The following is a 12963-nucleotide window of genomic DNA, read 5'->3' on the forward strand; positions in this document are numbered from 1 at the left end:
AGGGATGTATATGTTCAACAGCCTCTCTGATCGCTTGCAAGATACTTTTTCCAAGCTGCGCGGCAAGGGCCGCTTGACCGAGGACGACATTAATGCAGCTATGCGTGAGATTCGCATGGCTCTGCTTGAGGCTGATGTAAATTATCGTGTTGTCAAGGATTTTGTGGCAGCTTGCAAGGAACGCTGTATGACTGCCGAGGTTCTTGACTCGCTGAGTCCTGCTCAAAATGTTGTGCGTATTGTACTTGATCGCCTAACTGAGCTTTTGGGCACCACTGATTCCAAGCTTGCGCTTGCCCAGAATCGCACGCCTAATGTCATTATGCTTGTGGGTCTGCAGGGTTCTGGTAAGACTACTGCAGCTTCCAAGCTTGCCTATTTGCTCAAGAAGCAGGGCCACAGTCCTTTGCTGGCTGCCTGCGATACTCACCGTCCCGCCGCAGCTGACCAACTTGAGACCCTTGGTGGAGAGATTGGTGTGCCAGTATGGCGTGGCGATGGCAAAGATGCAGTTGAGGTCGCAAAGGGCTCCATCCAAAACGCTGTTGATCGCATGTGTGACATCGTTATCGTCGATACTGCAGGTCGTTTGCAAATCGATGAGCTTATGATGCAGGAAGCAATTGCAATCAAACAGGCTGTCAAGCCCGATCAGATCCTCATGGTCGTTGATGCTATGGGCGGTCAGGATATCGTCAATGTTGTGTCTACCTTTGCCGAGCGTACAGACTTTGATGGTGTCATCATGTCCAAGCTCGACGGCGATGCTCGTGGCGGCGGTGCTCTTTCGGTACGTGCTGTTACTGGTAAGCCTATTAAGTTTGTTTCTATGGGCGAGAAGCCCGATTCACTCGAGGTTTTTCATCCTGATCGCATGGCCAAGCGTATTCTTGGCATGGGCGACGTTATTGGCATTATTGAACAGGCTGAAAAGGTTGCTACCGAGCAGGATATTGCTGATGCTGAGCGTATGCTCAAGTCTGGCTTTACGATGGATGACATGCTCTCGCAGATGCAACAGATTCGCAAAATGGGTGGTCTAGGCAAGCTGATTGGCATGATTCCTGGTGGCGAGCGTATGATGGCTCAGGCTGGCGGCAATCTTGATGATACGCAGATTACTCGCATTGAGGCTATGATTCACTCAATGACAGTGGGGGAGCGTGCAAACCCCAAGCAGATTAATGGTCAGCGTCGTCGCCGTATTGCTGCGGGTTCAGGCCGTAGTGTTCAGGAAGTTAACCAGCTGCTCAAGCAGTGGGGTGAAATGAACAAAATGATGGGCAAGATGCGCCAGATGGCTGGCAATATGGGTGGTAATTCCAAGCAAGCAAAGCGCCAGATGCAGCAGATGATGCGCGGTATGGGCGGTATGCCTGGAATGGGTGGTATGCCTGGCTTTGGCGGCAAGCGTGGAAGACGCTTCTAGAGTCTCAATATCGTTCCCAACCACCCCGCCCCGCAGGCGGTCCACTCGGTTCAATACCGTCCCAAATCTCCGCAGACGGTTCAAAACCGTCGCTCCGCTTCAACAAAAGTGTTGCTTACCTTTTTACTGAGGGTGCCTCTTGAACCGTTTGCAGATAAAAGGGTGCTTCTTGAACCCGTTGTAACCACTTTTCCGCAGGCGGTTCAAAACCGTACCAAACGGCTGAAGAATGCCCAGATAAAAATTTCCGCAAGGGCGTTTATTGAACCCGATGTGGGAGAAAGGGTGCATATTGAACCCGATGCGAGTAAAAGGGAGCTTATTGAACCGCCTGCGGGAAGAGTGTAGACAAAGGGGTGAAGGAATACCTGAACAGCCTGTGCGAGGAGACTTACTTTAATAGGGTTGTGTCATAAAAGGGTGGATCGCGTGGGGAATATCAAACGAATTGAGTAGTTTGTCCAAGAAGACTAGATTGCAAACATCTGCAAATGAGAATCGCATGACGCTTACCTGACGAGAAATACGAGATTCACGTAAGCGCTCGTCGGCCATCACATCTACTATCGAACGTCCATTTGTCATATTTGGATCACAGTATTTTTGTCTGCCATCAAGTTCTCCCGCGACTTTACGACCATCGGGCAAGATCCACAAAAAATCAGCTCGGAAGGTCTTTTGACTTAACGGATCAAATATAGGAGCCTGCAACTCTGGTAAAGCAAAACCAAGCTCAATTATGCGTGCGCGGGCAATTGATTCGCCGCCGCTTTCTGCGCGTGGATTGGCAAAGCTTGCAGTAAGTCTTGCTTGGACGATGCCTTTGCGCTGCTTTCCAAGTTGCTTAACAGCTTCTAGCAACCATTCTTTTGACTTGTTCAAAACTCGTAATGCCGAGTCCGCAATGCAAAGCCCATCTGAAAAATTCATTGTGCAAAGGCATTGAAGAATAGTTTCAGCGGGATTTGGCACCGCAATATCGGAGGCGATATACGGATTGCTGAGAGTGGCTTTCATATGTTCCGGGAAACGACGATGTTTTATAAGCCCATTTGCCCGACAAGCACCTTTCGTATGCATAACATGGATTTTTGCCAGCGAGTTATATGGAACAGCAAAACCATATGCAAGAGCGGCAGTTGGGCCATAAAAGACCCAGTTGGGATGTTTTGCCTGTAGAGCTCGAGCAATATGAAGATGTTGCTCCTCCGTGCTTAGCCTGCTCCAGTAATCTTGTCGTACATAAAGACCAGTTGTGGGACTGGTTACACGCTCTTTAAGTTTGTATTTGCGTAATGTATTTCTTAATAACCTATCGTCTGTAAAAGCGCACATATGCATGTGCTCTGCATTGGCCAGTAATTGTGTTGCTTCGTGAATATGAGAAGTAGCCATTTGTCCTCACATGCCTAGAATTTCCGCTCCTACAGAGATTATTTCGTCTAAATGAAAAGCCGATTTGTTCGCCCAAATAAAATGTAGTTAATATCCATGCTAAATGGCTCTGAACTGGTGATATTCATAAAATATAGATAAATAATTAAATTAACTTGGCAATAACTGCCACTTATCTGCCGTGTATCTGGCATGTAGTTAATAGTTCCATAGCCAACTGATAGCGATTTCATCATCAACTGACACTTAGCTTGCAGTTGGCTGGCAGAACTCTGTACAAATTCGGGATAAAGCTTGTATCCGCAAAGCGCGATGCGGTCTTCATGTTTTTCTTGCATTGGGTTCAAAAGCGTACCAAACAGCTCGAGAAAGTGCAGGTAAATTTTCTTCCGAGGATGCATCTTGAACCCTCTGCAGGGAAAAGGGTGCTTTTTGAACCGCTTGTAGATGAAAGGGTGCTTCTTGAACCCGTTGTCTTCCATTTAATGCAGGCGGTTCAAAACCGTACCAAATGGCTGAAGAATGCCCAGATAAAAAATGGCGCAAGGGCGCATATTGAACCCGATGCGAGTAAAAGGGAGCTTATTGAACCGCTTGTGGGTAAAAGGGAGCTTATTGAACCGCCTGCGGGAAGAGTGCGAGCAAAAAGGTGCATCGTGGACTGCATGCGGGAAGAGTGCGGGTAAAAGGGTGCTTTATGAGCCAGCCATGGGCGTGTGCTGGCGCTTTAAGGAAGCAGAGCAGGACACGGACCTGTGGCGATGCGCTACCTAATGGCGGCAGAGTTGCCAGAAGGCAACAGCGCTTGCAGCAGCTACGTTAAGAGAATCGACCCCATGACTCATGGGGATGATAACGCTGGCATCGCAACCAGCTAATACCTTGTGCGTTAGTCCACTGCCTTCAGTACCCAAGAAAAGTGCAAGTTTTTCATGTTGGCTAAGCGCTGGATTATCTAGTCGTATTGCTTTCTCATCTAAAGCAAGCGCAGCGCAGAAAAACCCTTCCTTATGCAGGAGTTCCAAGCCCTCCTGCGGCCAAGGCGCGGGAAGATATGCCCAGGGCACCTGCAGTACTGTTCCCATAGAAACGCGTAACGAGCGACGATTGAGCGGGTCGGCGCAGGTAGGAGCAAGTAGCACTGCATCTGCACCAAGCGCTGCTGCCGAGCGGAAAATCGCTCCTACATTGCTCACGTCAACAATATCTTCAAGTACTGCAACCCTTTTTGCACCCGCCAAAACCTCTTGCGCATCACGCGGCTTTGGACGAGAAAAGCAGCCCAGAATACCGCGGGTTACGGTATAGCCCACCACCTTGCTCATGAGCTCAGTTGGAGCGACAAAAACAGGTGTATCTTTGCCAAGCTGGGCAAAGATGTCAGCGCAACTCTCAAAGCGCCGTTCATCAATAAAAAGCGAAAGAGGAGAGAATCCTTCCTTAAGTGCAACTTCAATTACTAAACGTGATTCTGCAATCATGACTGCAGCCTCGGGATTGAGCACATGTTTGAGCTGCTTGCCGCTTAAAGATATGTAGGCCGCAAGACGAGGATCGTCCAGATTAGAAATATCTATGCGCTGCATGAAAACCTCTTGCTTCCGTAAAATCTTCTAAGAGAGCGTTACCATTATCTAACAGTGGGAACAATCTCTTGTGTCTAAGAGTTCAGATGTAATTTTCAGCGCAGCATATAGGCTGCGTAGCTGGGGGAATGTTGATATGGCTCAAAATAATTACCCGCGTCACAGTGCGGCATATGCACATTTGGGTGTTGAAGAGACAAGTGTTAGTCCATCTCCTACGCCCCCTATGGATGACAAACCAAAAAAGAAAACCTCTTTGGTGCCCATTCTGGTGGTACTTGGCGTTTTGCTTGTTGTGTATTTTGGCGGAGTCTTTTTCTTTAGTAATGCGTTTTATCCCTCGACCACTCTAGACGGCAAGGATGTGTCGCTGAAATTTGCCAAGGAAATCGCCCAAGCTCAAGTTGAAACAGGTGAGCGTTCGCATCTTACGGTCAACATTCCTGATGGTCAGACGCTTGAGCTTAATGGTTCTGACGTGTCACTAAAAATTGACGGTAATGCTTACGCTCGTAATGCCATGACCACTCAGCAACCCTGGTTTTGGCCAGTACGTGCTTGGGGCTCTCATGTGGTCAAACTTCCCGTTTCAGCAAATTTTGATAAAACCAAACTAAAAGAGGTTGTAGCTAAGCTTGTAGAAGAACATAACTCTGGAGCAAAGCAGCCCAAAAATGCCAGCGCTCGCTTTGATGACAAGTCGAAAAGCTACCAGATTACTCCGGCTGAGGAAGGCACCACGCTTAACGCAGATTATGTTGAGACTGAGGTTGCAAAAGCCCTTACCGATCTCAAAGCTACTTTTGAACTTACCAAAGACGCTTACATCCAGCCTACCGTCAAAGACGATGATGAGGCGCTCAAAAAAGCGGTTGAAAAGGCAAATTCTATGCTTAAGGCAACCCAGTCTTTGACTATTGAGGGCAAAGAAGTAGCAAAAGTCGAAGCAGATAAGCTTGGTAGTTGGATTTCCATCTCTGATAAAAATGAAGCCACTATCAATGCTGATGCTGTCAAGAAATGGACCCAAGGCGATTTGTCAAAGCAACTTGATACCGTGGGCTCTACGCGTACGTATTCGTTGCCTGATGGCGGCAGTGTAACCGTTAGTGGTGGTCGTTACGGCTGGGTTATTGACGGCGCTGATGTGGCTGACAGTATTGTGAGCAATGTTAAAGCAGGCAAATCCGCAAGCATTGAAGTTTCGATGAAACAAAAAGCCGTCAAATACGCTGATGGGGGAGCAGACTGGGGTGATCGCTGGGTTGATGTCAATCTCAGTGCACAGCACGCTGTGTTGTATGACCATGGCAAGAGGCTTTGGGAGTCTGATTTTGTATCTGGCAATAGCAGCGAAGGTCACAGTACCCCGACTGGAGTTTATTCGGTCAACTCCAATATGACTTCTAAGGAATCTTCGGGTTCGCAGGTAAAACTTGTCTCACCCTTTAAAGATTCTAAGGGTAAGCCCACCTATACTAGCTATGTTGACTGGTGGGTTCCTTTTATCGACAACCAATATGCTTTCCACGATGCCTCTTGGCGCAAGTCTAGCGAATTTGGCGGCGATACTTACAAGTCCAATGGCAGTCACGGCTGCATTAACCTTCCTCCTGATAAGGCAAAAGCTCTCTACAAATTAGTCTCAGTTGGCGATGTTGTTGTGGTTCACGACTAATTCTTATCTGCTATGGGTATCAATGGGGGGAATATAGAAACTCTCGCATGAGTTGTCTTTGCTGATGGGAGCTTTAGATGGAAATGAACAATAGGCGCAGACGCCAAACAATGATTATGTATTTCATTGCTGGTCTTGTGCTTGCTTTCGCGCTGCAGAGGGCGCTCTTTACCAATATTTCTGCTGCCAAGGTAGAGCAGGTGACTTACAGCAAATTTGTTTCAATGGTTGAAGATGACAAGGTAAACTCTGTCAGCCTCAATCAATCAAATAACGAGATTACCTTTAAGACTGATAACAAAGACATTAGCTATGTCACCACTGCATGGCCTAATGATGATAATTTAACTTCGTTGCTCAAGCAGCACAAAGTTACCTTTGCCTCCACCGTAGATGACAGGTCTTCTGGGATGTGGATGTACCTCGTCGCAAGCTACCTTATTCCTATTGCCTTGGTTTGGCTGGGCTTTTGGTTCCTCCGTCGTCGTTTGAGCAAGCAAATGGGTGATGATGGTCCCTCAATGAATTTTGGTGGTGGCCTTGGCTTTGGTGGTGTTGGTAAGTCTGGCGCAAAAATTGTGGCAGATAAGGATAATGACACCACTTTTCGTGATGTTGCAGGTCAGGATGAGGCTAAAGAGTCTTTGGCTGAGATTGTCAACTTCCTTGAGCATCCTGAAAAATATGCCGAGATTGGTGCCCGTTGTCCCCGTGGTGCCTTGCTTGTAGGGCCTCCAGGAACAGGTAAAACCCTGCTTGCCAAGGCAGTGGCTGGCGAAGCAAAGGTGCCCTTCTTCCAAATTGCAGGCTCTGAGTTTGTCGAGATGTTTGTTGGTCGAGGCGCTGCTCGTGTGCGTGATCTTTTCAAGCAGGCCAACGAAAAAGCACCTTGTATTGTCTTTATTGACGAGATTGATACCATCGGTAAAAAACGTGGCGTCTCGCTTAATTCCAATGACGAACGTGAGCAGACCTTAAATCAGCTGCTGACCGAGATGGATGGTTTCGACAATCACAAGGGCATTGTTGTGCTCGCAGCTACCAACCAGCCTGATGTGCTTGATCCTGCACTTTTGCGTCCTGGTCGTTTTGACCGTCGCATTCCTGTAGAGCTGCCAGACCTTACTGGTCGTGAGTCCATTCTCAAATTGCATTCTCATGATGTAAAGATGGAGTCTGGTGTCGACTTTGCTCAAATTGCACGTACGACCCCGGGCGCCTCTGGTGCAGATCTCGCTAATATGATTAATGAGGCGGCTCTGCGCGCTGTTCGTCAAGGCCGAAAGTATGTCACTCAAGAAGACATCGAAGAGTCGGTGGATACTGTTATCGCAGGCGAAAAGAAGAAGTCCACCGTACTATCTGAGCACGAAAAGGAAGTTGTTGCCTATCATGAGACTGGTCATGCTATTGTCGCAGCAGTCCAAGATGGCAAAACTCCCGTATCCAAAATTACGATTGTTCCTCGTACCTCGGGTGCTTTGGGCTTTACGATGCAGGCTGAGGAAGACGAGCATTATCTCACCACGCGTGAGGAGTTTAAGCAGCGTATTGCTGTGCTTTGCGGTGGTCGTGCAGCAGAGGAACTCATCTTTGGTCATATGAGTTCAGGCGCTGCTAACGATATCGAAAAAGCCACTAAGATTGCTCGCGCTATGGTGACTCAGCTTGGCATGTCCGATAAGTTTGGCATGATGGCGCTAGGTGAGCGTCGCAATGTTTATCTTGGCGGTGGCAGCGAGTTGACCTGCTCTGAAGGTACTGCTCGTGAGGTTGATGATGAGGTTCGTCGCTTGGTCGAAGAAGGTCATCAGACTGCTTTGGCTACCCTTCGAGAGAATCGCTTTAAGCTTCATGAGATCGCTCATTATCTACAGTGCAAGGAAACTATTACGGGCGAAGAGTTTATGAATATTCTCTCCCGTAACGACGGCTTTGCTCCTGCAATTGTGAGTGAGGCACGTTCCAACCAAGATTAGCCTTCGGCTAGTTCTCCTGAGCGGTAGCAGCTAAGCAGTTCGTTTAGGTCGGCGATTTGTTCTCTTAGTTCGATGCCCTTGTCCGTATCACCCACGCGATGAGGAATGTCATAGCGTTCTAGCACATCGGTCTCACTCATGATGTCGGCGTTGGTATCAAGTGCAGCGTCGAGATCACGGAAAGGCCGATGTGCTTTTATACGTAGATGATGTGCGCTTTGAACCAAGGTATAACCTGCAATACCTGTCTTTGCATGGTAGGCCTGAGCAAAGCCCCCATCAATTACCAGCAGCTTTCCGCCTGCGCGCACAGGACTTTGTCCTGCTCGTACTTTGACGGGCGTATGCCCGTTGATGATATGTCCCTCAGATCCCAAGCCAAATTCCTGAAGAATAGCGTCACAAATAGCAGGGTTTTTGGTCAGACTGAAGTAGGGATCGCTGGGCTCTTTCCAGCAACTTTCATCTTCGACAAACGTACGTTCAAAGGTTTTGACTACGCGTCCCGACAAAGGAGAATGTGCTCCACACCAGAGGTAATACATCCAATCCAATGCTTCTTGTTCGCCTGTTTTCCAAGCACGGCGTGCAATTCGGTCGCAGAAATCAAGATATTCTTTGCCTGCTCTTCGGACTCCATCATCACAAGCAACGCGGGCAAACTTACCCTCTGGTGTCAGCGGTAGACAACCGTGGAATAGCAAATTGCCATTGTGCACAAGATATATCGAGCCTGTCTCGTATAAGAAACCCACGTGACGGCGTAGGCGGTCGCTTTGGCTAAAGGCATTAGCGAGTTTATCGACGATTTTCTGCTCTTCTTTTGAGAGCACATAAGGATCGCCTGCAAAATCAACGGTAGGGAAATCACGTGTGCGCAAGGGATATTCGTGCCCATCAATGGTGACAACTGCATGGGTAACATCAATCTTGTCAAGTAAACGTCGTTTGGCAGTTGTCTTCCAATTAGGATGACGTGCGATTGCTTGACCTTCAAGTTTGAATAATATGACAGAGATAGCCTTGTAGAGTGGCGTGAGATTGTCATAGGTGGTGTAGTTTCTCCGCGCAAAATTTTCGAGCTCACGCAGGGAAATACCGTAGGCGCTCTCGAGCATATCAAGTGAGTTGTAGTGGATATTCGTACGTAGGACTGCTACCTGGCACAAGCTAGAACCCGCTGCAGCTCCCATCCATACAATGTCATGGTTGCCCCACTGTACATCCAACGATTGATAGTTCATTAAGTGGTCAAGGATACGATCGGCATGTGGTCCACGATCAAAAATATCGCCCACCAAATGTAGATGGTCGACCGCTAGACGCTTGATAAGGGAAGAGAGCGACACGATGAAATCATCTGCCGCTCCTGTGCCTACTATCGATTGGAAAATGCGTGCATGATAGTCCTGACGACGCTGCTCATCTTCGGTGCTGGCATGTAGTAACTCGTCGATGATATAGGCATATTCAACAGGCATAGCCTTTCGCACTTTTGATTGGGTGTAATTACTTGCGAGCGTACGCGCTAGCACAATAAGGCGTTTGAGCGTAAGCAGATACCACTCAGAACTAATGTCATCTGCAGCATGAAGACGGCGGAGTTTTTCTTGTGGATAGTAGATGAGGGTGCAAAAATCTGCCAATTGTTGCTTGTTCAATTCAGCAGAAAAGAGCTTTGTTATCTGTTCGCGAATAGCGCCCGAACAGTTATTAAGAATATGAACGAACGCCTCGTATTCGCCATGTACGTCGCTCATAAAGTGTTCTGTTGCGGCTGGTAAGTTTAGGATGGCTTCTAGATTGATGATTTCGGTAAATACAGATTGTGTTGTAGGAAATTTTTCTCCAAGCAATTTGAGATACTTTTGTTTGCTTGTGGCAACACACTCTGCCGCCTTATCCACAGTGCCTCCTCATCTTAAAAGCATCAATGCCTGAAGTATAGCTGCCGTCTCTGTGATGACTGCATATACGAGCCACGGTGAACGGTATTATTTACGCTGCGAGCGTGCTAAAATTGTAGTTTGTCTCATAAGACACACAACGATGTGACACACATGGAAGGGACCCATCGTGGCGAATTCATATAAGCAGACGACAAACCTTCCCAAAACAAGTTTTTCGATGCGCGCTGGTCTGGCGGCCAACGAGCCTAAGAGGCTTGCTGATTGGGAACAAAATCACGTCTATGAGCAGATGATTGCCAAAAATGAAGGACATGAAAAGTTTATCCTTCATGATGGTCCTCCTTATGCAAATGGCCCCATTCACCTAGGTCACGCTCAGAACAAAATCTCCAAGGATTTTATTAATCGCTATTGGTCGATGCGAGGCTATCAGACGCCCTATGTGCCTGGTTGGGACTGTCATGGTCAGCCCATTGAGCACAAGGTTGAGGGGATACTGGGCACCGATAAGTTCAACCAACTGCCGACAGCCAAAATTCGCGAGCTTTGCCGCAGGATGGCAGTGGAGCAGGTTGATACTCAGCGTCAGGGCTTCAAGCGTTTGGGCGTGTTGGGCGAGTGGGACAATCCCTATCTGACCTATACCGATGACTACGATGCTACCGATATAGAAATCTTTAAGGCTATCTATGACAAGGGTGCTGTATATCGCGGTCGCAAGCCTGTACACTGGTGCTCTCATTGTCATACAGCTCTAGCTGAGGCAGAAATTGAGTATAGTGACGAAGTTAGTCCTGCAATCTTTGTTCGCTTTGAGTTGACCACGGTGCCCGAGGGTCTTGAGGCCTATGAGGGCAAGACCTTTGTGGATATCTGGACTACGACTCCTTGGACTTTGCCCGCCGATGATGCAGTTATTCTGCATCCCGAGGCAAACTATGTTGCCATCCAGCTTGAGGGCCGTGTTGAGATTCTCGCTGAAGCTTTAGTAGAGAAGTGCTGTGTAAAGTTTGGCTATGAGAACTACGAACTTGTTGTTGGCGCAGATGGCGAAGTCTGGCACAAAACAGGTACCGAACTTGCTCATAACCGCTACAAGCAGCCTATCTTTGGAGATCAGGGAGAAGAAGGCGAGTTTATCTACGCGGATTATGTCACGCTTGATGATGGCACGGGTATCGTTCACTCTGCGCCTGGACACGGTGTGGATGACTACAACGCTGGTATGAAATTTAGTATTCCCGTTGTTATGCCTGTTGATGATGATGGCCGCTTCTTTAAGGGTGAGGGTATAGGCACTGGCGGTCCTTGGAGTGGCATGGAGGTCAACGAAGCCAACCCAAAGATTATTGAGTGGCTGCGTGAGCGCAACATACTCATTTTACATGAAGATATTACACACAGCTATCCTCACTGCTGGCGTTGCAAGAACCCCGTTATTTTCCGTGCCACAAGTCAGTGGTTTGTCTCTATGGATGAGACGGGATTGCGCAAGCAGGCGCTCGAGGAGCTCTCTCACGTGAACTTCTATCCCAGTCATGCCATCAAACGTATTGGCTCGATGGTTGAAGGTCGTCCTGATTGGTGCATCAGTCGTCAGCGTAACTGGGGTGTACCTATTCCTGCATTTACTTGTCAAGACTGCGGTGAGACAGTTATCAATGACGATACGCTTGATGCTGTTATTGAGCTTTTCCGCAAGAAGGGCTCTGACGCTTGGTTTACCGATGATCCCGCAGAATATCTAGGCGATGCCTGTGTCTGCCCCAAATGCGGAGGTTACCATCTCAAAGCCAATTCAGATATTTTGGATGTATGGTGGGACTCTGGCGTGTCTCATACTGCAGTCTGTAAGCATCGCGATAACTTAGCTTTCCCTGCTGATATCTACCTTGAGGGTTCTGATCAGCACCGCGGTTGGTTTATGAGCAGTCTCATGACCTCGGTTGGTGCCTATGGAAAGGCTCCCTACAAGGCAGTTATTTCTCAAGGCTTTACTCTTGATGGCCAAGGTCGCAAGATGAGTAAGTCTTTGGGTAATGTTATCGATCCCAACGAGGTGTGTAGCACTATTGGCGCCGACATCCTGCGTTTGTGGGTTGCTTCGGTTGATACGTCTACCGATGTGCCCTGCGATAACGATATCTTGTCTCACGTTGGTGATGCATACCGCAAGATTCGCAATACTCTACGTTTCTTGATGGGTGAGATTGAAGACCAGTTTGACCTTGAGACTCAAGGTGTCGCAATCGAGGATTTGCTTCCCTACGACCGTCTGGCTTTGGCTCGTATGTGTCAGGTGCACGATGAGGTCAATCATGCCTATGAGACATATCGCTTTAACATGGTCTACCGTACCTTGTACGATTACATCATCACCGAGCTGTCCGGCGGTTACCTCAATGCAACCAAAGACCGCACCTATTGCGGAGCCTCTGATTCGCTTGAGCGCCGTAGTGCCCAGACGGTGTGGAGTCACTTGCTCTCGATGTTGGTTCATGATTTGCAGCCAATTCTGCCATTTACCTGCGATGAAGCTTTGGCTCACATGCCGGCGTGCCTTCGTGATGGACAAAACTATGCCGCTTTGCTTGACTGGTATCAGGCACCCCTTAAAAAGGAAAGCTATAGTAAGTTGTTGCCCGCCTATGAAGCTATGAATGAGGCACGTGGTGTCTTTACCAAGGCATACGAGGAGGCTCTTGGCACTGGTATCATTAGTGAGAAGACTACACAGGCTGCTCGTGCTGAGTTGATCCTTCCTGTGGAGAATGCACAGCTTTTGATGGGGTCTGATGCACCTGATATGGCAGAGGTCTTTGTGTGCTCTGAAGTTTGTATCCATGAGGGTACAGAGCTTGCGTGTGAGGTTTTGCCAGCAAATGGTCAGAAATGCCCCCGTTGCTGGAACTGGCGTGAGCCTGTTGATGAGGCGGGATTGTGTCAGCGCTGCCACGATGCGGTTGGCAAGCCAGAGGAGGAATAA

The 12963-nt window shown here is 48.3% G+C and carries 9 protein-coding genes; 5 read left to right on the plus strand and 4 right to left on the minus strand.

Annotated features, from left to right (window positions below):
• Positions 1 to 10: 10 nt before the first annotated feature.
• On the plus strand, positions 11 to 1429 hold the full coding sequence (gene ffh / locus ACO5JD_RS00955; RefSeq protein WP_035438509.1) for a signal recognition particle protein: 1419 nt from the start codon (positions 11 to 13) through the stop codon (positions 1427 to 1429).
• 132 nt (positions 1430 to 1561) lie between these two features.
• Complete coding sequence (locus ACO5JD_RS00960; RefSeq protein ID WP_484987027.1) at positions 1562 to 1777, plus strand: hypothetical protein; 216 nt, start codon at positions 1562 to 1564, stop codon at positions 1775 to 1777.
• A 48-nt stretch (positions 1778 to 1825) separates the two neighbouring features.
• On the opposite strand, the gene ACO5JD_RS00965 is transcribed toward ACO5JD_RS00960, so the two are convergent.
• From ACO5JD_RS00965 to ACO5JD_RS00975, 3 genes are all read right to left on the minus strand, one after another.
• Positions 1826 to 2824 carry a hypothetical protein gene (locus ACO5JD_RS00965; RefSeq protein ID WP_021626093.1) on the minus strand — a complete coding sequence of 333 codons (999 nt, stop codon included), beginning with the start codon at positions 2822 to 2824 and terminating at the stop codon, positions 1826 to 1828.
• Positions 2825 to 2871: 47 nt separating this feature from the next.
• A complete protein-coding gene (locus tag ACO5JD_RS00970; RefSeq protein ID WP_484987029.1) occupies positions 2872 to 3225 on the minus strand; it encodes a hypothetical protein in 354 nt (117 codons plus the stop codon).
• Between the two features lie 369 nt (positions 3226 to 3594).
• Positions 3595 to 4410 (minus strand): TrmH family RNA methyltransferase, encoded by an 816-nt coding sequence (locus ACO5JD_RS00975; RefSeq protein ID WP_021626097.1) that lies wholly within the window; start codon positions 4408 to 4410, stop codon positions 3595 to 3597.
• A gap of 136 nt (positions 4411 to 4546) precedes the next feature.
• Between ACO5JD_RS00975 and ACO5JD_RS00980 the strand changes: the two genes are divergently transcribed.
• Complete coding sequence (locus ACO5JD_RS00980) at positions 4547 to 6088, plus strand: L,D-transpeptidase family protein (RefSeq protein ID WP_035438514.1); 1542 nt, start codon at positions 4547 to 4549, stop codon at positions 6086 to 6088.
• 77 nt (positions 6089 to 6165) lie between these two features.
• Positions 6166 to 8067, plus strand: a complete 1902-nt coding sequence (gene ftsH, locus ACO5JD_RS00985) for an ATP-dependent zinc metalloprotease FtsH (protein ID WP_021626099.1) — start codon at positions 6166 to 6168, stop codon at positions 8065 to 8067.
• Here ftsH and ACO5JD_RS00990 read toward each other — a convergent pair.
• A complete protein-coding gene (locus tag ACO5JD_RS00990; protein ID WP_484987031.1) occupies positions 8064 to 9974 on the minus strand; it encodes a fructose-1,6-bisphosphatase in 1911 nt (636 codons plus the stop codon). The two genes, ftsH and ACO5JD_RS00990, sit on opposite strands and share 4 nt — an antisense overlap.
• A gap of 169 nt (positions 9975 to 10143) precedes the next feature.
• Here ACO5JD_RS00990 and ileS point away from each other — a divergent pair, with 169 nt between their 5' ends.
• Positions 10144 to 12963, plus strand: a complete 2820-nt coding sequence (ileS, locus tag ACO5JD_RS00995) for an isoleucine--tRNA ligase (protein ID WP_484987033.1) — start codon at positions 10144 to 10146, stop codon at positions 12961 to 12963.

The organism is Olegusella sp., from assembly GCF_057238325.1.

Excerpts from the sequence above, each read along its gene's own strand:
- ffh (WP_035438509.1), top strand. The coding sequence starts at position 11 with ATGTTCAACAGCCTCTCTGATCGCTTGCAAGATACTTTTTCCAAGCTG.
- ACO5JD_RS00965 (WP_021626093.1), bottom strand. The coding sequence starts at position 2,824 with ATGGCTACTTCTCATATTCACGAAGCAACACAATTACTGGCCAATGCA.
- ACO5JD_RS00970 (WP_484987029.1), bottom strand. The coding sequence starts at position 3,225 with ATGCATCCTCGGAAGAAAATTTACCTGCACTTTCTCGAGCTGTTTGGT.
- ACO5JD_RS00975 (WP_021626097.1), bottom strand. The coding sequence starts at position 4,410 with ATGCAGCGCATAGATATTTCTAATCTGGACGATCCTCGTCTTGCGGCC.
- ACO5JD_RS00980 (WP_035438514.1), top strand. The coding sequence starts at position 4,547 with ATGGCTCAAAATAATTACCCGCGTCACAGTGCGGCATATGCACATTTG.
- ftsH (WP_021626099.1), top strand. The coding sequence starts at position 6,166 with ATGGAAATGAACAATAGGCGCAGACGCCAAACAATGATTATGTATTTC.